Source organism: Streptomyces sp. NPDC057616, from assembly GCF_042800575.1.
GTDB lineage: Bacteria > Actinomycetota > Actinomycetes > Streptomycetales > Streptomycetaceae > Streptomyces.
This window is the reverse complement of the sequence record NZ_JBHVGU010000046.1, coordinates 35,757-61,791: the sequence shown is the minus strand read 5'-3', so window position 1 is coordinate 61,791 and position 26,035 is coordinate 35,757. Positions and strand designations below refer to the sequence as shown.

The 26,035-nt window shown below is 74.2% G+C and carries 9 protein-coding genes; all 9 read left to right on the top strand.

The genetic code is table 11. The annotated features are described in order from the left end of the window. Positions 1-116 precede the first annotated feature (116 nt). The 9 genes from ACFU97_RS39355 (at position 117) to ACFU97_RS39315 (ending at position 25,921) form a co-directional block, all read left to right on the top strand. Positions 117-329 (top strand): MbtH family protein, encoded by a 213-nt coding sequence (locus ACFU97_RS39355; protein WP_384266276.1) that lies wholly within the window; start codon positions 117-119, stop codon positions 327-329. A 164-nt stretch (positions 330-493) separates the two neighbouring features. Further along, entirely contained in the window at positions 494-1,249 is a 756-nt protein-coding gene (locus ACFU97_RS39350) for an LmbU family transcriptional regulator (RefSeq protein WP_384266274.1), read from the top strand. 47 nt (positions 1,250-1,296) lie between these two features. Next, positions 1,297-2,877: an amino acid adenylation domain-containing protein gene (locus tag ACFU97_RS39345; protein WP_384266271.1), complete on the top strand. Its 1,581-nt coding sequence runs from the start codon at positions 1,297-1,299 to the stop codon at positions 2,875-2,877. 32 nt (positions 2,878-2,909) lie between these two features. Further along, a complete protein-coding gene (locus ACFU97_RS39340) occupies positions 2,910-3,140 on the top strand; it encodes an acyl carrier protein (RefSeq protein ID WP_384266269.1) in 231 nt (76 codons plus the stop codon). 267 nt (positions 3,141-3,407) lie between these two features. Next, positions 3,408-4,598, top strand: a complete 1,191-nt coding sequence (locus ACFU97_RS39335; protein ID WP_384266267.1) for an NAD(P)/FAD-dependent oxidoreductase — start codon at positions 3,408-3,410, stop codon at positions 4,596-4,598. A 39-nt stretch (positions 4,599-4,637) separates the two neighbouring features. Next, entirely contained in the window at positions 4,638-12,428 is a 7,791-nt protein-coding gene (locus ACFU97_RS39330; RefSeq protein WP_384266266.1) for an amino acid adenylation domain-containing protein, read from the top strand. A 10-nt stretch (positions 12,429-12,438) separates the two neighbouring features. Continuing rightward, complete coding sequence (locus tag ACFU97_RS39325) at positions 12,439-20,226, top strand: amino acid adenylation domain-containing protein (RefSeq protein ID WP_384266263.1); 7,788 nt, start codon at positions 12,439-12,441, stop codon at positions 20,224-20,226. Continuing rightward, on the top strand, positions 20,223-25,205 hold the full coding sequence (locus tag ACFU97_RS39320) for an amino acid adenylation domain-containing protein (protein ID WP_384266261.1): 4,983 nt from the start codon (positions 20,223-20,225) through the stop codon (positions 25,203-25,205). Before ACFU97_RS39325 ends, ACFU97_RS39320 begins: the two co-directional genes overlap by 4 nt. Beyond that, complete coding sequence (locus ACFU97_RS39315) at positions 25,202-25,921, top strand: thioesterase II family protein (protein ID WP_384266259.1); 720 nt, start codon at positions 25,202-25,204, stop codon at positions 25,919-25,921. Before ACFU97_RS39320 ends, ACFU97_RS39315 begins: the two co-directional genes overlap by 4 nt. The last annotated feature ends 114 nt before the right edge of the window (positions 25,922-26,035 follow it).

Here is a 26,035-nt window from a genome sequence, read left to right as displayed (position 1 = left end):
GACCGGACGCGGCGCCGGCCGGCGCCCGGTGCGCCCGGTGCGCCGTGCGCCGGGGCGCCCGGCGGCTTCCGGCGCATTTCCCGGACTCACCCCATGACGGACAAGGACGGTGCCAGGTGAGCACGAACCCCTTCGACGACGCGGACGGCCGCTTCTACGTGGTGGTCAACGACGAGGAGCAGCACTCCCTGTGGCCGGTGTTCGCCGAGGTGCCCGCCGGCTGGCGGGTGGTCTTCGGCGAGGCCGGCCGCGCGCAGTGCCTGGAGTACGTCGAGCAGCACTGGACCGACCTGCGGCCCAAGAGCCTGCAGGAGGCCATGGCCGACTGACGGCCGCCACGGCGCGGACGCGATCCGTGCGGCGCGGACGTGCTCCGTGCGGCGCGGAGGCGATCCGTGCGGCGCGGACGTGCTCCGTGCGGCGCCGGCCGGCCGCGCTGCCGGCCGGCCGGCGTCCGGAGCGAAACGACACATCGAGTGGGGAGTTGAGGGCTGTGACGGGGGCTGTGCGGACCGCGAGCAGGTACGCGACGAGGCCGGCGGACGGCGGGGGCGAGCAGGCGCAGCGCGAGGTGGTGCTGTCCTTCGTGGGCAGCCAGGCCACGGTGCAGAAGTCGGGGATGACGTTCCCGCAGAACCTGCCGGAGCGCTCCTGGGAGCAGATCGGCGCCAACCTGCGCGGCCTGGTGAACTCCTCCGCGTGGTGGCTGGCGGACTGGCTGATCTACGGCGAGGCCACCTACGGGTGGCGGCGCTACAAGGAGGCCATCGAGCGCACCGGGCTGGACTACCAGACCCTGCGCAACTACGCCTGGGTGGCCCGCCGCTTCGAGCAGCACCGCCGCCGCGACGGCCTCAGCTTCGCCCACCACGCCGAGGTGACCCGGCTGGCGCCGCCGGAGCAGGACTACTGGCTGCGCAAGGCCGAGCAGCACAAGTGGTCGCGCAACGAACTGCGCCGCGCGGTGCGCGCCCACCTGGCCGTGCAGAGCGACCCCGCCGACCCCGCCGCTCCTGCTGCGGCCGGCCCCGGCGCCGTCCAGGACCCGCCCCGGCCCGCCCCGCCGGGCGGCGAGCACGGCGCCGAACTGACCACGCTCACCATCGAGTTGTCCGCCGGGCAGCTGGCGCACCACGTCAGGGCGGCCGCCGCGCACGGCCTGCCGCTGGAGCGCTGGGTCGCCCAGGTCCTGGAAGGCGCCGGCCGGCCCGCACCCGGTCAGCCCGTCACCGGCCGGCCCGGCGTGTGAGCGCCGGACCCGTCCGAGCCGAACTGCCCTCACATCGGAGCCAGTTGATGATCCTTCAGGGAAAGCGGGTGGCGCTGCCCCCGGCGCCCGTCGTCCACCAGCAGTTCGAGACGCACGCGCGCACCGCCCCGGACGCGGTCGCCGTGGTGCACGCCGGCCGGCAGGTGACGTACGCCGAACTGGACGCGCACGCCAACCGGTTCGCGCACTTCCTGCGCGCCCGCGGGCACGGCCGGGGCGCGAAGGTCGGCGTCTGCCTGGACTACTCCGTCGAACTGCTGGTGGCCATCCTCGGCACGCTCAAGGCGGGCGCCGCCTACGTGCCCCTCGACCCCGCCTACCCGCCGGCCCGGCTGCAGCTGCTGCTGGGCCAGGTCCCCGGCCTGGCGCTGATCGCCGCCTCGGCGGCGACCGCCCCGATGGTCGAGGCCGCGCCCTGCGAGGTCGTCGACCTGGCCGGGCTGGACCTGCGGGCGCTGCCGGCCACCTCGCCCGGCGTCGCCGTGAGCGGCGAGGACCTGTGCTACGCCGTGTTCACCTCCGGCTCCACCGGCACCCCGAAACTCACCGCGGTGCGCCACGCCGGCTGGTTCAACCTGATGCACTGGCTGCGCCTGGAGTACGGCCTGGACGCCCGCTCGCACCACCTCGTGGTCAGCGCCTTCGGCTTCGACCTGTCCCAACGCGCCCTGATGACACCGCTGTTCTGCGGCGCCACCCAGCACCTGCTGGCCAGCCGCAACTTCGACGCGATGATGGCCTACCGCGCCCTGCGCGAGCACGACATCCGCGTCGTGCACTGCGCCTCCAGCACCCTGTACGTGCTGGTGGACTGGGAACTCGCGCGCGGCGGCGACGCGCTGGCCCGGCTGGACTACGTCCTGTTCGGCGGGGAGGCGCTCAAGAGCGAGCGCCTCGAGGAGTGGGCCCGCCGCCCGGGCCACGCCTGCACCCTGCTGCACCAGTACGGCGTCGCCGAGTGCACCGACGTCGCCACCTCCTACGACCTTTCCCGGCACTGGCGCGCCGGCGGCGACATCGCCCCCGTCGGCACGCCCGCCTACAACACCGACATCCACCTCCTGGACTCCCGGCTGCGGCCCGTCGGGCCGGGCCAGGACGGCGAGATCTGCATCGCCGGGGCCGGGGTGGGCGCCGGCTACCTGGGCGCCGCGGGCCCGGAGAACGCCAAGTTCACCGTCCTGGACGTCGACGGCGAGCCGGTGCGGCTGTACCGCACGGGCGATCGCGGCCGGATCGACGCAGGCGGCGACCTCGTCGTGGCCGGCCGGATGGACGCCCAGGTGAAGGTGCGCGGCATGCGCATCGACCCGGGTGACATCGAACGCGCGCTGGGCCGGCTGCCCGGCATCCGGGAGGCCGCCGTGGCCGTCACCCCCACCGCCGGCGGGGAGAGCGAGCTGACCGCCTTCCTGCTGCCCGCCACCGGCGCACCGGACGAGGACGCGGTCCGCGCCGGCCTGCTCGAGTCGCTGCCGCGCAACATGGTCCCGGCCCGGTTCGTGACCGTGGCGCACATTCCGCTCAGCCCGCACGGGAAGGTCGACCGCGCCGCCCTGGCCGCGACCGTGGCGACCGCACCACGCCGAACCACCCGAACCACCTGAACGACGCCGACGAAAGGGAAAGGGAAAATGCGATGACCGCCGACATCGTGCGCGCCATCTGGTGCCGGGAACTCGGCCGCGACGACATAGGCGTCGACGACGACTTCTTCGCCCTGGGCGGCCAGTCCGTCATCATGGTCGGAATTCAGGGCGCTTTCATCGAGGAATTGGGCGTCGAGGTTCCCATGGACCAGATGTTCCTCCACCCGACGGTGGCCCGCATCGCCGCCTACATCGACTCCCTGGCCGCCATGACCCCCTAGCAGAAGGCCGGTTGACCTCCGGGAAGGGCCGGTCGGCCGCCGTGCCGGTCCCGCCGGCGGGACACCGCCCACCCCGGTCCGTGCCGGCCGTGCACCGGTCGCCGATGGTGTTTCCGCCCGCGGAACGGGGCGGTTAGCATCGGCATCAATCCGCCCGGCAGGGGCTGTTCCTGCTTTTCCCGCTGCGTCGCCAGCGTGTCCCGTCCGAGGGCTTTTCCGGCTGCAGCCGCGTTGCGTCAAAAAACTATCTGGTAAGAGAGGCGCGCCATGTACGACGTGATTGTCATCGGTGCCCGTTGTGCGGGTTCGCCGACCGCCATGCTGTTCGCGCGGCAGGGCTACCGGGTTCTGCTGCTGGAGAAGGCGACCTTCCCGCAGGACACGCTGTCCTCGCACTACATCCACATGCAGGGCATGGGCCTGCTGAGCCGGTGGGGGCTGCTGGACAAGCTCCGCGACGCCGGCTGCCGGCCCATCACCAAGCAGAGCTACCAGGGCCCCGGGGTGCGCATCGAGGGCTTCTCGCTGCCCGTCGACGGCCTGCGCCACACCTACGCGCCGCGCCGCTACGTGCTGGACCCGCTGCTGGCCGAGGGCGCCGTGGAGGCCGGCGTCGACTTCCGCCAGGGCTGCGCGGTCAAGGACCTGCTGTGGGAGGACGAGCGGGTCACCGGGGTGCGCTACAGCACGCCCGGCGGCACCGAGACCACCGAGCGGGCCCGCCTGGTGGTCGGCGCGGACGGCATGCGCTCGCTGGTGGCCCGCAAGACCGGCGCCCCCAACGTCATCGAGCACGCCCGGGTCAGCTGCACCTACTACAGCTACTGGGCGGGCGTGCCCTCGCACTTCGAGCTGTACGAGCGGCCCGGCCGGTGGATCGGCGTCATCCCCACCAACGACGACCTCACGCTGCTGATGACCTACTTCCCGCAGGACGAGTACCAGCAGGTCCGCAAGGGCGTCGAGCCCTTCTACCTCGACTCCTTCCGCAGCACCGCCCCCGAGCTGTACGAGCGGATGCGGGCCGGCGAGCGGGTCGAGCAGCTGTATGGCACCGGCCACCAGGAGAACTACTTCCGCAAGGCCTACGGGCCCGGCTGGGTGCTGGTGGGCGACGCGGTCAACCACAAGGACTCCATCACCGCCCGCGGCATCACCGAGGCGTTCGTGCAGGCCCACACCCTCACCGAGTACATCGGCGGGCAGCTGCACGACGAGCGGGCCCTGGCCGCCGCGCTGCGCCGCTACGAGAACAACCTCAGCGGCGAGGCCCTCAGCCACTACCAGGGCGCGCTCAACGTGGCCGAGCTCAAGCCTCAAGGACGCGTCGACATGCTGCAGAAGCTGGTCGGCCACCAGGAGCACATCGACCGCTACTTCTCGACGCTGTCGGGCGCCTGCTCCATCGACGACTTCTACAACGACGACCTGCTGACCCTGCTCGACTCAGCCGAGTGACGACCCGCTCCCGCGTGGCTTCGCCGATTTGGAGAAACAATGATCCCGTTGTCGTTCGCGCAGCGCCGGCTGTGGTTCGTGGACCGGTTCGAAGGCCCGTCGCCGACCTACAACGGCGCGTTCGCCCTGCGGCTGACCGGCGCCCTGGACGTGCCGGCCCTGCGAGCCGCGCTGCGTGACGTCGTCGACCGGCACGAGGTGCTGCGCACGGTCATCGTCGAGGACGGCGACGGCGTCCCGCACCAGCAGGTCCTGGCCGCCGAGGAGCGGCCGCTGGAGCTGCCGGTCGTCGACGTGCCGCCGCACAAGCGGGCGGCGGCCGTCGAGGCGGCGGCCACCGAGACCTTCGACCTGGCCGCCGACATCCCGGTGCGCGCCCTGCTGGTGCGCTGTGCCGCCCAGGACCACACCCTGGTCGTCGTCGCCCACCACATCGCCGTCGACGGCGAGTCCTTCGGGCCGCTGTTCCGCGACCTGACCACCGCCTACGCGGCCCGCAGCCAGGGCGGCGCCCCCACCTGGGAGCCGCTGCCGGTGCAGTACGCCGACTACACGCTGTGGCAGCGCGACCTGCTCGGCGACGAGGACGACCCCGACAGCCTGGCCGCCCGCCAACTGGCCTACTGGGGACGGGCGCTGGCCGACCTGCCGCAGCCGCTGGCGCTGCCCACCGACCGGCCCCGGCCGCGGGTGATGCGCCCGGACGGCGACCGCATCCCCTTCACCCTGGACGCCGACCTGCTGCAGGCCGTGGAGAAGCTGGCCACCCAGGAGGACACCACCGTCTCGATGGTGATGCACGCCGCGCTGGCGGTGCTGCTGCACCACCTGGGCTGCGGCGACGACATCCCCATCGGCGCCCCCATCACCGACCGCACCGACGAGGACCTGCGCGACCTCGTCGGCTTCTTCGTCAACACCTGGGTGCTGCGCGCGGACCTGTCCGGCGCCCCCACCTTCCGCCGCCTGCTGCGCCGGGTGCGGGAGCGCTCGCTGGCCGCCTACGACCACCAGGACATGCCCTTCGAACGGCTGGTGGAACTCCTCAACCCCGACCGCTCCACCGCCTACAACCCCTTCTTCCAGGTCATGCTGTCCTGGCAGCCGCCGGTGCCGCCGCTTCAACTGCCCGGCCTGGACGTCGCGGTGGAGCGCCTGGAGACCCGCACCGCCAAGTTCGACCTGTTCTTCGACCTGCTCCCGGACGCCTCCGGCGGGGCCCGCTGCCGCCTGGAGTACGCCACCAGCCTCTTCGACCGTGCCACCGCCGCCGCCCTCGCGCAGCGCTTCGTGCGCCTGCTGGGCCGGCTGGCCGCCGACCCCGAGCGCGCCGTCGCCACCGTCGACGTCCTGGAGCCGGCCGAACGGGCCCGGCTGCTGGCCGGCCCCGCCCGCACCGCGACCGCCGCGACCGCCGCGACCGCGACCGCGGCGACCGTGCCCGAGCTGTTCGAGCGGCAGGTGGCCCGCACCCCCGACGCCCCCGCCCTGGTGTGCGCCGGCCGCACGCTGACCTACCGGCAGCTGGAGGAGCGGGCCAACGCCGTCGCCTGGCGGCTGATCCGGCACGGCGCCGGACCCGAGGACCTGGTCGTGCTCGCCCTGCCGCGCACCGAGGACCTGGTGGCCGGCCTGCTCGGCATCCTCAAGTCCGGTGCCGGCTATGTGCCGTTGGACCCGCAGTACCTGCAGGGCCGCGCCGAGAGCGTGCTGGCGCAGGCCGCGCCGCGCTTCGCCGTCACCGACACCGCCACCCGGCAGCGGCTGCCCGCCCATCCCCTCACCCCGCTGCTGATGGACCGGCCCGACCCGGACGCCGGCCCCGGCACACCCGCCCGCGCCCCGGCCGACGCCGACCGCGCCATGCCGCTGCGCGCGGACCATCTCGCCTACGTGATGTACACCTCCGGCTCCACCGGCACCCCCAAGGGCGCCGCCCTCACCCACCGCTCGATCGTGGACGGCGTGGCGGACCTGGCGGACGTGGTGGACGCCGGTCCGGGCCGGCGGCTGCTGGCCGGCACCTCCGTCAACTTCGACGTCTCCGTCTTCGAGCTGCTGACCACCCTCGGCAGCGGCGGCTGCGCGCAGCTCGTGGACAACGCGCTGGTGCTGGCCGAACGCGAACAGGAGTGGGACGGCCACGTCCTCAGCGGCGTGCCCTCGGTGCTCGCCGAACTCGTGCCGCACCTGTCCAAGGCCCCCCGGGTGGACACCGTCGTCCTGGCCGGCGACGTGCTGCCGGGCCGGCTGGTGCAGCAGATCCGCCGGGCGCTGCCCGCCGCCCGCATCGTCAACTCCTACGGCCAGAGCGAGAGTTTCTACGCCACCACCTTCACCCTGGCGGCCGGGCAGGAGTGGGCGCAGGACACCGTCGCCCCCATCGGCCGCCCGCTGACCGGCATGCGCGCCTACGTCCTGGGCCCCGGCCTGGCCCCGGTGCCGCCCGGCGTGGTCGGCGAACTGTACGTGGCCGGCAGCTGCCTGGGCCGCGGCTACCACGGCATGCCCGCGCTGAGCGCGCAACGCTATCTCGCCGACCCCTTCGGCCCGCCCGGCGCGCGCATGTACCGCACCGGCGACCTGGCCCGCCACACCGCGGACGGCCACCTGGAGTGCGTGGGCCGCAGCGACGGCCAGGTCAAGGTGCGCGGCTTCCGCATCGAGACCGCCGAGGTGGAGGCGGCGGTCACCGCCCACCCCGGCATCAGCGAGGCCGTCGTGATCAGCCGCGAGGTGCCCGGCGGCGGGCGCCGGCTGGTGGCCTACGTGGTGCACACCGGCGAGGGCGCGGTCGGCGACGACGGCGCCGGCGGCATCGGCGACGTCGACGTGCTGGCCGGCGCCTCGGCCGCGGAACTGCGTAAGTTCACCGCCGCCCGGCTGCCCGACTACATGGTGCCCTCCGCGTTCGTGGCCCTGGACCGGCTGCCGCTGGGGCCGACCGGCAAACTCGACCGCGCCGCCCTGCCCGCACCGGAGTTCACCGGCGAGGCCTACCGCGCGCCGCGCACCGAGACCGAGCAGATCATCACCGCCGCCTACGCGGACGTGCTGGGCGTGGACCGCGTCGGCATCGACGACGACTTCTTCGCCGCCGGCGGCGACAGCCTGCGCTCCATCCAGGTCGTCGCCCGCGCCCGCGCCCGCGGCCTGCAGCTGTCCACCCGGGAGATCTTCGAATGCCGCACCGCGGCCCGCCTCGCGGAGGTGGCCGCCGCCCGCGGCGAGCAGACGCCGGTGCTGGCCGAGGACGCGGACGGCGGCCTCGGCGTGCTGCCGCTGCCGCCGGTGGCCCGGCAGGTGTTCGGCCACGGCGGCGGCCTGGACCGGTTCGCCATGTCGATGGTCCTCGACCTGCCCGACGGCATCACCCCCGCCCAGCTGACCGCCGTCCTGGACGCCGTCCTGGACCACCACGACCTGCTGCGCGCCCAGCTGACCGGCACCGACGCGCCCGCCCTGACCGTCCGCCCGCCCGGCAGCGTGCGCGCCGCGGACCTCGTCCACCGGGTCGAGTGCGACGGCCGCTGGCAGGACCCGGCCGCGCTGGCCGCCGCCCGCACCCAGCTGCACGCCGCGGCCGGCCGCCTCGACCCGCGGGCCGGCGTGCTCGCGGCCTTCGTCCACTTCGCCCCGCCCACCGGCCCGGGCCGGCTGCTGATCGTGCTGCACCACCTGGTCGTCGACGGCGTCTCCTGGCGCATCCTCATGTCCGACCTGGCCGAGGCCTGGCAGCACGTCCGGGCCGGCCGCACCCCCCGGCTGCCCGCCGTGGGCACCTCCGCCCGCCGCTGGGCCGCCGCCCTCGACGAGCAGGCGCACAGCCCCGAGCGGGAGGCCGAGCTCGGCCACTGGCAGGACGTGCTGGCCACCCCCGACCCGCCGCTGGGCGCCCGCCGCCTCGACCCGGCCGTCGACGTGTTCGCCACCGTCGACACCGTCCGCGTCCAGCTGCCCGCCGACGTCACCGAGGCGGTGCTGACCACCCTGCCCGCCGCGTTCCGCGGCACCGCCACCGACGTGCTGCTGGCCGCGCTCGCCCTGGCCGTGGGCCACTGGCGCGGCACCGGCGAGCCCACCCTGGTGCGGCTGGAGGGCCACGGCCGCGAGGAGGACGCCGTGCCGGGCGCCGACCTCGCCCGCACCCTGGGCTGGTTCACCACCATGTACCCCGCCCGCGTCGACACCGCCGGCATCGACCTGGCCGACGTCCTGGCCGGCGGCCCCGCCACCGCGCAGGCGGTCAAGCAGGTCAAGGAACAGCTGCGCGCCATCCCCGACAAGGGCCTGGGCTACGGGCTGCTGCGCCACCTCAACGACGCCACCGCCGCACAGCTCGACGGCCTGGCCGTGCCGCAGATCGGCTTCAACTACCTCGGCCGGATCTCCGCCACCGACCTGCCCGAGCAGCTGCGCGGCCACGGCTGGGGGCCCGCCGACTGGTCGGCCCAGCTGATCCCCGAACCCGACCCGGACCTGCCCGCCCTGTCCGCCCTCGAGGTCAACTCGGTGGCCACCGACACCCCCGACGGCACCCGGCTGCAGGCCGCGTTCATGTTCCCCACCACCCTGCTCACCCACGCCCAGGCCGGCGAACTGGCCCAGAGCTGGACCAGGGTGCTGCACGGCATGGCCGCCTACGCCGCCCGCCCCGGCATCGGCGGCCTCACCCCCGCCGACGCCCCCCTGGTCACCGTCACCCAGCCCGACATCGACGCCTTCGAACAGCGCTACGGCCGCCTGCAGCAGGTGTGGCCGCAGGCCCCGGGCCAGTCCGGCATCCAGTTCCAGGCCGCGCTCGCCGACGGCGCCTTCGACGTCTACCACATGCAGTTCGTGCTGCACCTGTCCGGCGGCGTCGACCCGGACCGCATGCGCGCCGCCGGACAGGCCCTGCTCGAGCGCCACCCCAACCTGCGCTCCGCGTTCACCACCACCGCCGACGGCGAACCCGTCCAGGTCGTCCCGGACACCGTCACCCTGCCCTGGCGCCACCTCGACCTGACCGGCCGCAACCCGGCCGAGCAGGACGCCGCCCTGGAGGAGGCCCTGGCCGCCGACCGGGCCGACCAACTCGACCCCACCCGGCCGCCGTTGCTGCGCCTGGCCCTGCTCACCTGCGGCCCGCGGCAGGCCAAGCTCATCCTCACCGCCCACCACACCCTCTTCGACGGCTGGTCCTCCCCCCTGGTCATCACCGACCTGGTGCGGCTGTACGCCCAGGCCGGCGACCTCGGCCCGGTCCGCTCCTACGGCGACTACCTGGCCTGGCTGACCCGCCAGGACCGGGACGCCTCCGCCGCCCGCTGGGCCGCCGAACTCGACGGCTTCGACGAGCCCACCCTGCTGGCCGCCGGCCGCACCGCGCACGGCACCGCCACCTCGCTGGGCCGCGTCGAGGTGCCGCTGTCCATCGACAAGGGCCGCGAACTGGCCCGCCGCGCCGCCCAGTTGGGCGTCACCCTCAACACCCTGCTGCAGGGCGCCTGGGCGATCCTGCTGGCCAAGCTGACCGGACAGCAGGACGTCGTCTTCGGCGCCGCCGTCAACGGCCGCCCCGCCGACCTGGCCGGCAGCGACGAGATGGTCGGCCTGTTCATCAACTCGCTGCCCACCCGCGCCCGGTGCCGGCCCGAACGCACCCTGGGCGAGGTCATCACCGACCTGCAGGACCGGCAGATCAGCCTGCTGGACCACCACTACTACGGCCTGGCCGACATCCAGCGCGCCACCGGCCTGCCCGCCCTGTTCGACACCATCGTCGTCTTCGAGAACTACCCCATCGACCGCGAGGGCATCGTCGACGCCAACGACGCGGCCGGCTTCACCATCGACGCCATCCGCCCCTTCGCCGGCTCCCACTACCCCCTCACCCTCAACTCCTCCGACCCCTACCTGCGCCTGTCCCTGGACTACCAGCGCAACCTCTACGACCGGGCCGACGCCGAGGAGATCGCCGCCCGCCTCGTCCGCGTCCTGGAGCACGTCCTGGCCGACCCCGCCCAGCCCCTCGCCGCCGTCGACATCCTGGCCGCGGACGAACACCGGCTGCTGGTACGGGAGATCAACGACACCGCCCACCCGCTCACCCCCACCACCCTGCCGGACGCCTTCGAGGCCCAGGCGGCCCGCACCCCCGAGCGCACCGCCCTGATCGGCGAGCACGAGCGCCTCACCTACGCGGAGTTCAACCGGCGCGCCAACCGGCTCGCCCACTGGCTGATCGACCAGGGTGCCGGCCCCGAGCGGCTGATCGCCGTCAAGATCCCCCGCTCGGTGGAGCTGATGGTGGCCATCTATGCCGTCGTCAAGGCCGGCGCCGCCTACGTGCCCATCGACACCGAACTGCCCGCCGACCGCGTCCAGCACATCCTGAACCTGGCCCGGCCGCTGCTCGTCCTGGACACCGACCTGCCCGACACCGGCAGCCGGCCCGATACCGACCCGGCGCGCACCCTGTCCCCGGACAACGCCGCCTACGCCATCTTCACCTCCGGCTCCACCGGCGGCCCCAAGGGCGTCCCGGTCGCCCACCGGGCCATCATGAACCGGCTCGCCTGGGGCCTGGACCACTTCCAGGTCGGCCCCGAGGACCGGGTGCTGCTGTCCACCACCGCCGGCTTCGACGTGTCGGTGCCCGAACTGTTCGCCCCGCTGCAGGCCGGCGCCGCCGTCGTGATCGCCCGCCCGGACGGCCGCCGCGACCCCGCCTACCTCGCCGACCTCATCCGCCGCGAACAGGTCACCGGCGCCGACTTCGTGCCCTCCCTGCTGGAGGCGTTCGTCGCCGAACCCACCGCCCGAAACTGCACCAGCCTGCGCTGGATCGAGGTCGCCGGCGAGGCCTTCCCGCCCGCCCTGGCCGAGAAGTTCACCCGCCTGCTGCCCGGCTGCGCCGCCCACAACGTCTACGGCCCCACCGAGGCCGCCGTCGAGGTCACCGCGTACCGCCACCGGCCCGGCGAGAACCGGCTGCCCATCGGCCGGCCCATCTGGAACACCCAGGTCTACGTCCTGGACGACGCCCTGCGCCCGGTCCCGCCCGGCGTGCCCGGCGAGCTGTACCTGGCCGGCGACCAGCTCGCCCGCGGCTACCTCAGGCAGAGCGCCCTGACCGCCCACCGCTTCGTCGCCTGCCCCTTCGGCCCCCCGGGCGCCCGCATGTACCGCACCGGCGACGTCGTGCGCTTCAGCGGCGACGGCCAGGTCGAATACCTCGGCCGCGCCGACTTCCAGGTCAAGATCCGCGGCTTCCGCATCGAACTCGCCGAGATCGAACAGGTCCTGGCCGGCCACCCGCAGGTGGACGCCGCCGTCGCCGTGGTCCGCGAGGACACCCCCGACGACCAGCGCCTGGTCGCCTACGTCCTGCCCGCCCCCGGCACCGGCCCGGCCGCGCCGGACCTCACCGCCCTGACCGAGCAGGCCCGCGCCCACCTGCCCGACTACATGGTCCCCTCCGCCATCGTGCCGCTCGCCGCGTTCCCCACCACCCCCAGCGGCAAGCTCGACCGCAACGCCCTGCCCGCCCCCGAGCGCACCGAGACCGCCACCGGCCGCGGACCGCGCAACCACCACGAGGAAGTGCTGTGCCGGCTGTACGCCGAACTCCTCGGCGTCGACGAGGTCGGCATCGACGTCGACTTCTTCGAGGTCGGCGGGCACTCCCTGCTCGCCACCCGGCTGGTGGGGCGCATCCGCGCCGAACTGGGCGCCGACATCAAGGTCACCACGGTCTTCCGCAGCCCCACCGTCGCCGAACTGGCCGGCCGGATCGCGACGTCGGGCCGGTCCAACCGCCTCCAGCTGCGCCAGATGAACGTTTAGGAGTCGCACGATGATCCCGTTGTCCTTCGCTCAGCGCCGGCTGTGGTTCCTCCACCGTCTGGAGGGGCCGTCGGCGACGTACAACATCCCGTTCGTGCTGCGCCTGGACGGCCCGCTGGACACCGACGCGCTGGCCGCGGCGATCGGCGACGTCGTCACCCGGCACGAGAGCCTGCGCACCCTGCTGGTGGAGCACGAGGACGGCACCCCCGCCCAGCACATCCTCACCCCCGCCCAGGCACGGATACCGCTGCCGGTGCGGGAGGTGGCCGCCGACGCGGTGGAGGCGGCCGTGCACGAGATGGCGGCCGCCGGGTTCGCGCTGGAGGCGGACCTGCCGCTGCGGGCCGGCCTGCTGCGGCAGTCACCGCAACAGCACGTGCTGGTGTTCGTCTTCCACCACACCGCCGCCGACGGGGCGTCGATGGGCCCCTTCATGCGGGACCTGCTGGCCGCCTACGCCGCCCGCCGGCACGGCACGCCGCCGCAGTGGCAGCCGCTGCCGGTGCAGTACAAGGACTACACCGTGTGGCAGCGGCAGATGCTGGGGGAGGAGGACGACCCCGACAGCGTCGCCGCCGAGCAACTCGCCTACTGGCGCAGGGAACTGGCGGGCGTGCCGCAGCCGGTGCAGCTGCCGCTGGACCGGCCGCGCCCGACCCGGGCCGGCCACCACGGCGGGCACGTCGACTTCCGGCTCGAACCGGAACTGATCGCCGCGGTGGGCCGGCTGGCCGCCGCGCACGGCGCGACCGCCCCGATGCTCGCCCAGGCCGTCCTGGCCGTCCTGCTGCACCACCTCGGCGCGGGCAACGACCTGACCATCGGCAGCCCCATCGAGGGCCGGGCCGATGAGCAGCTGGAGGATCTGATCGGGTTCTTCGCCAACACCTGGGTGCTGCGCGTGGACCTGTCCGGCAACCCCACCTTCCACGAGCTGCTGGAGCAGGTGCGCGAGCGGGCCCTGGGCGCCTACGACCACCAGGACGTGCCCTTCGAGCACCTGGTGGAACTCCTCAACCCCGAACGCACCACCGCCTACCAGCCTTTGTTCCAGGTGATGCTGGCCTGGCAGTTCGCCTGGTCCGACATCGACGTGCCCGGCCTGCAGGTCACCCCGCTCCCGGCGGGCACCGACACCGCGAAGTTCGACCTGTTCTTCAACATCGTCCCGGCCGCCGCCGGCCGCGCCTACGGCCGCCTGGAGTACGCGACCGAGCTGTTCGACCACACCACCGCCGAACTCCTCGTCGACCGGTTCGTGCGCATCCTCACCCAGGTGGTCGCCGAACCCGCAACCCGGCTGGGCGCGGTGGACGTGCTCACCGACACCGAACACGCCCGCCTGACCCGCTGGAACGACACCGGCGCCGCGCAGCCCGCCGCCACCGTCGCGGAGCTGGTGGCCGCGCAGGCCGCCCGCACCCCCGGCGCCGCCGCCGTCATCGCCGGCCGCACCTGCCTGAGCTACGGGGAGTTGGAGGTGCGCGCGGGCCGGCTCGCGGCGATCCTGCGCGAGCACGGCGTGGGCCCCGACGCCCTGGTGGCCGTCGCCCTGCCGCGCGGCACCGACCTGGCCGTCGCCCTGCTCGCCGTGCTCAAGGCGGGCGGCGCCTACCTGCCCATCGACCCCGACTACCCCTCCGCCCGCGTCCACCAGCTCCTGGACGGCGCCGCGCCCGTCCTGGTCGTGACCGACCAGGACACCGAGCGGACGGTGGCCGGCTGCCGGCCGCCCGTGCTGCACCTGGACGGCCTCGACCTCGACCTCGCCCTGGACGGCCCGGTCGCCGACCCCGCCCACAGCGGCACCGGCCCCGACCACCTCGCCTACGTGATGTTCACCTCCGGCTCGACCGGCATCCCCAAGGGCGTCGCCCTCACCCACGCCGCCATCGTCAACGGCCTGGCCGACCTGCGCCGGCGCACCGGCGTCGGACCCGGCGCGCGCATGCTGGCCGCCACCTCGGTCAACTTCGACGTCTCCGTGTTCGAACTGTTCACCGCCCTCACCAGCGGCGCGAGCGTCGAGATCGTCCGCGACGTCCTCGAACTCGCCGAACGCGACAGCTGGTCGGGCACCACCCTCAGCGCCGTCCCCGCCGTGTTCGCCGCCCTGCTGGACCAGATCGCCGCCGGCGGCCTGCACCTCACCGTGGACACCGTCGTCCTCGCCGGCGAGGCACTCTCCGGCGACCTGGTCCGCAAGACGCAGGCCGCCCTGCCCGCCACCCGCGTGATGAACGCCTACGGGCAGACCGAGAGCTTCTACGCCACCACCTTCACCGTGCCCGGGCCGTGGCCGGCCACCGGCGCGGTGCCGATCGGCGCACCGCTGGCCAACCTGCGCGCCCACGTCCTGGGCCCCGAACTCACCCCGGTCCCGCCGGGCGTGGTCGGCGAGCTCTACCTGGCCGGCCCCCTCGCCCGCGGCTACCACCGCAACGGGGCCGCGACCGCGGAACGCTTCGTGGCCTGCCCCTTCGGCCCGCCCGGCACCCGCATGTACCGCACCGGCGACCTCGCCCGCTGGGACGGCGAGGGACAGCTGACCTACGCCGGGCGCGCCGACAACCAGGTCAAGGTCAACGGCATCCGCGTGGAGCCCACCGAGATCGAGGCCGTGCTCGCCCAGCACCCCGCCGTCGCCCAGGCCGTGGTCACCGTCTGCGCCGACCCCACCGGCACCAAACGCCTGGTCGGCCATGTCGCGCAGCGCGGCGGCGACGCCGCCGGCGGCGACGTGGACATCAACGCCGTGGTGTCGGCGGCGGATCTGCGGCGCTTTGCCGCCAAGCGCCTGCCGGACTACATGGTGCCCACCCAGCTCGTCGTCCTGGACCGGCTGCCGCTGACCGCCAACGGCAAGGTCGACCGGGCCGCCCTGCCCGCCCCGGAGTTCACCCGCACCGCCTACCGCGCCCCGCGCACCGCGACCGAACGCGCCCTCGCCGACGTCTACGCCGACGTCCTGGGCGCCGGACAGGTCGGCGTCGACGACGACTTCTTCACCAGCGGCGGCGACAGCATCCGCTCCATCCAGGTCGTCGCCCGCGCCAAGACCCGCGGCGTGCTGGTCACCACCCGCGACATCTTCGAGCACCGCACCGTCGCCCGGCTCGCCGAACTCGTCGCCGAACGCGGCGAGGAGGAACGCGTGGTGCTGGCCGAACTCCCCGGCGGCGGCGAGGGCTGGGCCCCGCTGCCGCCGACCGCGGCCCACGTCCTCGAACTGGGCGGCGGCATCGGCCGGTTCTGCATGTCGGCGCTGCTGACCCTGCCCTGCGGCATCGACCGGGCGGACCTGCTCGCCACCCTGCAGGCCGTGCTGGACCGGCACGACGCGCTGCGCGCCCGCCTGGACCGGGTCAACCCCGGCCTGCGCATGCAACCGGCCGGCAGCGTGCGCGCCGCCACCCTGCTGCACCAGACCCCCTACCGGCCGGACCGGGTGCAGGCCGACCTGGACGCCGCCGCCGGCCGGCTGGACCCGGACGCCGGCGTGATGGCCCAGTTCGTGCACCTGACCACCCCGGACGCGGCCGCGGACCGGCTGCTGATCGTGCTGCACCACCTCGTCGTGGACGGCGTGTCCTGGCGCGTCCTGCTGCCCGACCTCGCCGCCGCCCACCAGCACGTCCGGGCCGGCAAGGAGCCCGAACCGCCCGCCGGCGGCACCTCGTTGCGCCGCTGGTGCCACGCCCTGGCCGAAGCCGCCACCAGCGACGAGCAGGTGGCCCAGCTCCCGCTGTGGCAGGAACTGCTCGACGGCGACGAACCGCTGCTGGGCTCACGGCAGGTGGACCGCACCCGCGACGTCGCCTCCCAGGTGGACACCGTCCGCGTGCAGCTGCCCGCCGACGTCACCCGGACCCTGCTGGACACGCTGCCGGCCGTCTTCCGCGGCGGCGTCGACGACGGACTGCTGGCCGGCCTCGCCCTGGCGGTGGCCCGCTGGCACCGCACCCGCGGCACCCGGCCGGCCCCCACCCTGGTCCGGCTGGAGGGACACGGCCGCGAGGAACACCTCGTGCCCGGCGCCGACCTGTCGGCCACCGTCGGCTGGTTCACCGCCATGTACCCCGTCCGCCTGGACGTCACCGGCATCGACCTCGCCGACGCCTTCGCCGCCGGCCCGGCCGCCGGCCAGGCCGTCAAGGCCGTCAAGGAACAGCTGCGCGCCCTCCCCGACCACGGGATGGGCTACGGGCTGCTGCGCCACCTCAACCACCGCACCGCCGCCGCCCTGCGCACCGCCCGCCGGCCGCAGATCGGCTTCAACTACCTCGGCAAGGCCTCCGCCGCCGACCTGCCCGAGGAGCTGCGCCACCTGGGCTGGGCACCCGACACCGGCCACCAGGACCTGATCGCCGCACCCGACGCCGACATGCCGGTGCTGTCCGCACTGGAGATCAACGCGGTCGCCGCCGACACCGGCGACGGCGAACGGCTGACCGCCTACTTCGGCTTCGCCACCACCGTCCTGACCCGCCAGGAGGTCACCGAGCTGGCCGGGCTGTGGGTCGGCGCGCTGACCGCGCTGGCCCGCCACACCCTGCGCGCCGACGCCGGCGGCCTCACCCCCAGCGACACCCCCCTGGTCCAGGTCGGCCAGCACGAGATCGACGGCTGGCAGGAGCGCTTCGGCGCCCTGACCACCCTGTGGCCCGCCACCCCCGCCCAGTCCGGCATCCTCTTCCAGGCCATGCTCGCCGGGGCGTCCCACGACCCGTACCACATCCAGCTGGTCTTCCACCTGTCCGGCCGGGTCGACCCGCAGCGCATGCACCGCGCCGGGCAGGCCCTGCTGGACCGCTACCCGGCGCTGCGCGCGGCCTTCGTGCCCCGCGCCGACGGCGACCTCGTGCAGGTCGTGCCCGAGACGGTGACCCTGCCCTGGCAGCACCTGGACCTGACCGCGCTGCCCGAACCCGAACGCGGCGACCGCTTCGAGGCCTTCCTCGACGCGGACCGCACCAGCTACTTCAGCGCCGACACGCCGCCGCTGATCCGGCTGGCCCTCGCCGTCCTCGACCCCGACCGGCCCGAACTGGTCCTCACCGCCCACCACGCCCTCTACGACGGCTGGTCCACGCCGCTGCTGATGCAGGACCTGCTGCTGCTGTACGCCGCCGACGGCGACCCGTCCGCGCTGCCCGCCCCCCGCGACTACGGCGATTTCCTGTCCTGGCTGACCCGGCAGGACACCGAGCAGGCGGCGGCGGCCTGGGCGGCCGAGCTGGAGGGCATCGACGAGCCGGCACTGCTGGCGCCGGACGCCGCGAGCCGCGACGACGGCACCCGCGACCAGGTCGAGGTGGAGCTGGACGCGCAGGAGGCACACGACCTGGTGCGCCGCGCCGCGCAGCTGGGCATCACCGTCAACACCCTGGTGCAGGCCGCCTGGGCGCTGCTGCTGGGCCGGCTCACCGGCCGCCAGGACGTGGTGTTCGGGGCGACCGTCTCCGGCCGCCCGCCCGCGGTGGCGGACGTGGAGTCGATGGTCGGCATGTTCATCAACACCCTGCCCGTGCGGGTCACCTGCCCGCCCGGGCAGAGCGTCGCCGAGATGCTGGGCGGGCTGCAGAGCCGGCAGGCGGCCCTCGCCGAGCACCACTACTACGGCCTGGCGGAGATCCAGAAGTCGGCCGGCGTGCGCTCCCTGTTCGACACGCTCGTCGTCTTCGAGTCCTACCCGGTCGACCGGGAGGGCCTGGGCGCGGCCAGCGACGCCGCCGACGGCATCACCTTCACCGGCCTGCGCCCCTCGGCCGGCAACCACTACGCGCTGTGCCTGACCGCCGCCGCCGACCCGCACCTGCAGCTGGTCATCCAGTACGCGCCGGCCGTCTTCGACCGGCCGACGGTGCAGCGCCACGGCCGCCGGCTGGTGCGCCTGCTGCGGCAGCTGGCCGGCGACCCGCACCGCAAGCTGGCCCAGCTCGACGCGCTGGAGCCGGGGGAGCGGGAGCGGATGCTGGCCCGCTTCGACCAGGACGCCGCCCGCGCCCACCGGGCCACGCTCACCGAACTCGTCGAGGCGCAGGTGGCGCGCACCCCGCAGCGGGTCGCCGTCACCGCACAGGGCGCCTCGCTGACCTACGCCGAACTCGACGCCCGCGCCGCCGTGTTGGCCGCCGAGCTGGCCGCGCGCGGGGTGGGCCCGGAGACCGTGGTCGGGGTCGTCCTGCCGCGCACCGTCGACACCGTCGTGGCGCTGCTGGGCGTGCTCAAGGCGGGCGGCGCCTACCTGCCCGTCGACCCCGCCTACGCCGCCGCCCGGCTGCCGCACGTGCTGCCCACCGCCCGCCCGCACCTGATCCTCACCGACACCGGCCGCCGGCCGCTGGTGCCGGCCACCGACATCCCGCTGCTGCTGCTCGACGACGTCGACCTGACCGCCCCCGCCCCGGCCCCCGCCCCGGCGGGGCGGCGGGCCACGGCCGGCCCGGACCACCTGGCCTACGTCATCTACACCTCCGGCTCCACCGGCGTGCCCAAGGGCGTCGGGGTCACCCACACCACCGTCGTCAACGCCGTCGAGACGATGGTCGCGCAGGCCGGCGCGCAGGACGGGCGGCGCATCCTGGTGGCCGCCTCGTTCGGCTTCGACGTCGCCACCTTCGAGACGTTCGCCGCACTCACCACCGGCGGCACCGCCGAGATCGTGCGCGACGTGCTGGAGCTGGCCGAACGCGACAGCTGGGACGTCGACGTCATCTGCTCGGTGCCCTCCGCCTTCGCCGAACTCGTCGACCAGCTCGCCGACCGCATCACGCCCACCGCCCTGAACATCTCCGGCGAGGTGCTCACCCCGGTGCTCGCCGAACGGGTCCGCACCCGCTGGCCCAAGGCCCGCGTCATCAACAGCTACGGCCCCAGCGAGACCTTCTACGCCACCGGCCACCTGCTCGACCCCGACGAGCCCTACCCCGACGGGGTCCCCATCGGGCGGCCCTTCCCCGGCGTGCGGGCCTACGTCCTCGACCCCGGCCTGGCACTGCTGCCCCCGGGCACCCCGGGGGAGCTGTACCTGGCCGGCGCCGGCCGCGGCTACCACCGCCAGCCGGCCCTGACCGCCGACCGGTTCGTCCCCGACCCCTACGGGCCGCCCGGCACCCGCATGTACCGCACCGGCGACCTCGCCAGCCTCACCGACGACGGCGAGGTGCAGCACCTGGGCCGCATCGACACCCAGGTCAAGATCCGCGGCTACCGGGTCGAACCCGCCGAGGTGGAGGCGGCCCTGACCGCCCATCCGCACATCGCCCAGGTCGCCGTCGTCACCCAGCGGCCCGGCGACACCACCCCCTACCTGGCCGCCTACCTGGTGCCCGCGCCCGGCCGGCACGTCCCGGACGCGGCCGCCCTGCAGGAGCACCTGGCCGACCGGCTGCCCGAGTACATGGTGCCGGCCGTCTACGTGCCGCTGGAGCGGCTGCCGCTGTCGGCCAACGGCAAACTCGACCTCAAGGCCCTGCCCACCCCCGACCTGGCCGCCAGCACCGCCTTCCGGGCGCCGCGCACCGCCCAGGAACGGGCCCTGGCCGCCCTGTTCGCGGACGTGCTGGGGGTGGCGAAGGTCGGCATCGACGACGGCTTCTTCGAACTGGGCGGGCACTCCCTGCTCGCCACCCGGCTGATCACCCGGGCCCGCGCCGAGATCGGGATGGAGATCCCCATCCGCAAGATCTTCGACCTGCCGACGGTGGCCCAGCTGGCCGCCTGGGCGCAGGAGTCGGCCGTCCCCCTCCGCCCCGCTCTCCGCAGGATGATCGTAGAGGAGCAGAACTCGTGATTCCGCTTTCGTTCGCGCAGCGCCGCATGTGGCTCACGCACCAGCTGGAGGGCGGGGCCGAGACCTACAACATCTCCCCGGCGTTCCGCCTGTCGGGGCCGCTGGACCAACAGGCCCTGGTCGCGGCCGTCCAGGACGTGGTCGCCCGGCACGAGACGCTGCGCACCACCTATGTGCTGGACGACAACGACGAGCCGCACCAGCTGATCCTGCCCGCCGGCCAGGCACCGGTGCAGGTCGGCGTCGTCGAGGTGACACCCGAGGAACTGCCCGGCGCGGTCGACGCGTTCATCGCCCACCGCTTCGACCTGATGGCCGACATCCCCTTCCGGGTGCGGCTGTTTCGGTGCGCACCCGAGGAGCACGTCCTGGTGCTGCTGATCCACCACATCGCCTCCGACGGCGTCTCCGGCGGCCCGCTGGCCCGCGACCTGACCCTCGCCTACACCGCCCGCCTCGAGGGCCGCGCACCCGACTACGAGCCGCTGCCGGTGACCTACAAGGACTACGCGCTGTGGCAGCGCGAGCTGCTCGGCGACGTCACCGACCCCGGCTCGCTGGCCGCGGCGCAGGCCAACTACTGGCGCAAGGAACTGGCCGGTGTGCCGCAGCCGTTGAGCCTGCCGCTGGACCGGCCGCGGCCGGCCACCCGCAACTCCCAGGGCGACTCCCTCAGCCTCGAGGTGCCCGCCCCGGTCGCGGCCGCCCTGCACCGACTCGCCGACGAGCGCGGCATGACCATGTCGATGGTGGTGCAGGCCGCGCTCGGGGTGCTGCTGAACACCCTCGGCGGCGGCGACGACGTCACCATCGGCAACCCGATCGCCGGCCGCACCGACGAGGGCCTGGCCGACCTGGTCGGCCTGTTCGTCAACACCCAGGTGCTGCGCGTCGACCTGAGCGGCAACCCCTCCTTCGCCGACCTGCTGCCGCAGATCCGCGACAAGGCCCTGGCCGCCTACGAGAACCAGGACGTGCCCTTCGAGACGCTGGTCGAACTGATCAACCCCGACCGCTCCACCTCCTACCAGCCGCTGTTCCAGGTGATGTTCGCCTGGCAGAGCTTCGAGAAGGCCGACTTCGAACTGCCCGGCCTCACCGCCCGGTTCGAGCAGTTCCTCACCAACACCTCCCTGGCGGACCTGTTCTTCAGCCTCGCCTACGACCAGGCCGGGGCGCTGCGCGGCGACCTGATGTACGCCACCCAGCTCTTCGACCGGGACACCGCCGAGCAGATCGCCGCCCGCTTCGTGCGGCTGCTGGAGCAGGTGGCCGCCGCCCCGCAGGCCCCCATCAGCTCCCTGCAGGTGCTGGACGCCGGCGAACGGGACCGGCTGGTAGGGCAGATCAACGACACCGCCCACCCGCTCACCCCCACCACCCTGCCGGACGCCTTCGAGGCCCAGGTGGCCCGCACCCCGCAGGCGACCGCCGTCATCGGCGAGCACGAGCGGCTGACCTACGCGGAGTTCAACCGGCGCGCCAACCGCCTCGCCCACTGGCTGATCGCCCAGGGCGCCGGCCCCGAGAAGATCGTCGCGGTGAAGATCCCCCGCTCCGTCGACCTGCTGGTCGCCGTCTACGGCGTCGTCAAGGCCGGCGCCGCCTACGTGCCGCTGGACACCGAACTGCCCGCCGACCGGGTGCGGCACATCCTGGCCGGCGCCGACCCGCTGCTGCTGCTCGAGGACACCCTGCCCGACACCACCGGCCAGCCGGACACCGACCCGGTGCGCACCCTGTCCCCGGACAACGCCGCCTACGTCATCTTCACCTCCGGCTCCACCGGCGGCCCCAAGGGCGTCCCGGTCGCCCACCGCTCCATCATGAACCGGCTGGCCTGGGGCCTGGACCACTTCGACGTCACCACCGACGACCGCATGCTGGTGCACACCTCGGCCAGCTTCGACGCCTCGGTGCCGGAGATGTTCTCCCACCTGCAGATGGGCGCCGCCGTCGTCGTCGCCGGCGCCGAGGGCCGCCGCGACCCCGCCTACCTCGCCGACCTCATCCAGCGCGAGCAGGTCACCGGCGCGTTCTTCGTGCCCTCCCTGCTGTCGGCGTTCGTCACCGAACCCACCGCGGCCGGCTGCTCCAGCCTGCGCTGGATCGAGGTCGCCGCCGAGGCCTTCCCCGCCGCCCTGGCCAACCGGTTCGTCGACCTGCTGCCCGGCTGCGCCGCCCACAACCTCTACGGCCCCACCGAGGCCACCGTGGAGATCACCGGCTACCAGCACGTGCCCGGCGCCGACCGGGTGCCCATCGGCCGGCCGATCTGGAACAACCAGGTCTACATCCTGGACGCGGCGCTGCGCCCGGTCGCCCCCGGCGTGCCCGGCGAGCTCTACCTGGCCGGCACCTGCCTGGCCCGCGGCTACCTCGGCCAGAGCGCCCTGACCGCGGAGCGCTTCGTGGCCTGCCCGTTCGGCGAGCCGGGCCGGCGCATGTACCGCAGCGGCGACCTGGTGAAGTGGAACAAGGACGGCCAGGTCGAATACCTGGGCCGCACCGACTCCCAGGTCAAGGTCCGCGGCTTCCGCATCGAACTGGGCGAGATCGAGCACGTGCTCAGCGGGCACCCCTCGGTGAAGCAGGCCGCCGTCGTGGTCCGCGAGGACCACAAGGGCGACCAGCGCCTGGTCGCCTACGTCGAACCCGACCCGGACGCCGCCGTCGCCGACCACGACGCCCAGGTCGAGGCCTGGCGACGGCTGCACGAGGACCACTACGCGCAGGCCGCCGAGGAGGGCCTCGGCGAGGACTTCCAGGCCCTGACGGCCCTCTACGACGGCGAACCCGTCCCGCCCGGCCAGCTGCGCCAGTGGCAGGACGCGGCCGCCGCGCACGTGCTGGCCCAGGCCCCGCGCCGGGTGCTGGAGATCGGCGTCGGCTCCGGCCTGCTGCTGGCCAAGGTCGCCGGCCAGGTCCAGGAGTACTGGGGCACGGACTTCTGCGCCGCCGCGGTGCAGCGGCTGCGCGCCCAGGTCGCCGACGCCGGCCTCGGCGACCGGGTCCGCCTGCGGGTGCAGGCCGCCGACGACATCGGCGACCTGCCCGCCGGCGTCTTCGACACCATCGTCGTCCACTCGGTGGTGCAGTACTTCCCCAGCGCCGGCTACCTCGAGCAGGTCCTCGCCCAGGCCCTGGGCCTCCTCGCGCCGGGCGGCCGGCTGATCGTCGGCGACGTGAAGAACGCCGCCACCCTGCGCATCCTGACCACCGCGCAGCAGCAGGCCGCGCAGCCCTACGCCTCCCACGAGGAGATCCGCTCCGCGGTGGAGGCGGCCCTGCTCGCCCAGCGCGAACTGGCCCTGGCCCCCGAGTGGTTCACCGACTTCGCCGCCGCGCACGGCGCGGGCGTCGACATCCGCCTCAAGGCCGGCGCCGCGCACAACGCGCTCAGCCGGCACCGCTACGAGGTCGTCCTGCACAAGGACCCGGCCGGTGTGCTGGACCTGTCCACGGTGCCCGCGGTGCCGTGGGCGGAGGTCGACGACCTGGCCGCGCTGAGCGACTTCGTCGACCACGCCCGCGGCCCCGTCCGCCTCACCGCGATCCCCAGCGCCCGGCTGGCCGAGGAGAGCGTCGCGGCCGTCTTCGCCGGCGTCGTCGACCTGGACCCGCCCGCCGGCCGGCCCGTCGACCCCGAGGACGTCGCCGCCCTGGCCCGCCGCAAGAACCTCCACCCCGTCCTCACCTACGCCACCGACGCCCCGCACAGCTTCGACGCGCTGCTGCTGCCCGCCGAGCGGGCGGTGACCGGCTCGTTCGTGCCCAGCCCGGTGGCCGGCCGGATCCGCGCCAACACCCCCGCCCTGGCCCAGGCGATCGGCCCGCTGCTGGCCGAGCTGCCCGCCCACCTGGCCGCCCGGCTGCCGGACTACATGGTGCCGGCCGTGATGGTGGCGCTCTCGCAGCTGCCGCTGAACCCGGCCGGCAAGATCGACCGCGGGGCGCTGCCGGCCGAGCAGGCGGCCACCGCCGGCAGCGGCGAGCCGCGCAACTCCCACGAACAGCAACTGTGCGGCTTCTTCGCCGAGTTGCTCAAACTCGAGCGGGTCGGCATCAACGACGACTTCTTCGCGCTGGGCGGGCACTCCCTGCTCGCCACCCGGCTCAGCGCCCGCATCCGCAAGCACTTCGACGTCGACATGCCGCTGCGCACCATCATCCAGTACCCCACGGTGGCCGAACTGGCCGCGCTGCTGCTGGTGGGCAGCATCCCCGGCGACCACGCCGACTCCTTCGGCGTGGTGCTGCCCCTCAACCGGGACCCGGGCACGGGCAAGGAGCCGGTGTGGTTCTTCCACGGCGGCGGCGGCCTGGGCTGGGCGTTCTTCACCTTCGCCCCGCACGTGCCGGACCGGGCCGCCTACAGCCTGCAGTCCCGCGGCTCCGACGGCACCGAGCCGGTGGCCGACTCGGTGGAGGACATGGTCGAGGACTACCTCGCCCAGATCCTCGCCGTGCAGCCCGAGGGTCCCTACCATCTGATCGGCTGGTCCTTCGGCGGGCCGATCGCCCACGCCGTCGCCGCCGCGATGGAGCAGCGCGGCCTGCAGGTCGCCCTGCTGGCCGTGCTGGACTCCCAGCCCGCCAACTCCGATCCCGACAACGGCTTCCGCGAGGTCGCCGGCCGCACCAAGGAGCTCTACCGGGCCGACGTGGAGGAGGTCTTCGGCAAGTTCATGAACACCGGCAACATGGACGCCTTCCTGGACACCATGGCCCGGGTCGGCGCCAACAACCTGCAGAAGATGGGCGTGTTCGACTCGCCCGTCTACCGCGGCGACCTGCTGTACTTCAACGCCAAGCTGGACAAGGTCGACGGCCTGACCTCCTACGGGCCCGACTGGCGCCCGCACGTGGCGGGCACCATCGAGGAGTTCGACGTGGACGCCACCCACCACGACCTGCACATGCCCAAACCGGCGGGCCAGATCATGCAGGTCATCGCGCGCAGGCTGGCCGCCCGGTGAGCGCCGCCCACGCACCGCACCGCACGCTGCTGTGCGTGCCGTTCGCCGGGGCCGGCCCCTCCTTCTTCCACCCCTGGCGGGAGCCGGCCGCCGGCCGCTGGCGGGTGACCGCGCTGGAACTGCCGGGCCGGGAGCGCCGGTTGATGCAGGAGCCGTACCGCAACGTCGTCGAGGCGGCCAAGAACGAGATCGACCAGGTGGTGGCCGACCTCGGCCCGGGCACCCGCACGGTGCTGTTCGGCCACAGCCTGGGCGCGGTCCTCGCCTACGAGCTGACGCATCTGCTGCTCGCCCGCGGCGTGCTTGTCGAACGGCTCGTGGTCAGCGGCTCGCCGGGCCCCTGGACCCAGCGCGAGCGGCGCGCGGCGGGCCTGCGCGGCGACGAATTCCTCGCCCGCGTCGAGGAGTTCGCGGGCTTTCGGCACGAGGCGCTGGACCACCCGGAGATGCGGGAGCTGATCCTGCCCGCCCTGCAGGCCGACTGCGAGATGCACGAGGCGTATGTGCCCAGCACCGACACCCCGGTGCCGGTACCGATCTGCTCCCTGCGCGGCGACCACGACGGCCTGGTCAGCGCCGAGGAGGGCCGCCAGTGGCGGGACGCCACCACGGCCGGCTTCCACTACGTGGAGTTCCCCGGCGACCACATGTACCTCGTCGACCACGGCCCGCAGATCCTCGACGTCATCGAGGCACAATCCACCCCCACCCCCTGACGGCGGGACAACGCCCCCCAGCGGGGCGGGGCTTGACCGGAGGGCGTCCGCAGCCGCGGGCGCCCTCCACGCCGTGCGGCGGCCGCGACGGGCCGCCTCCAGCGGGTCTCGAGG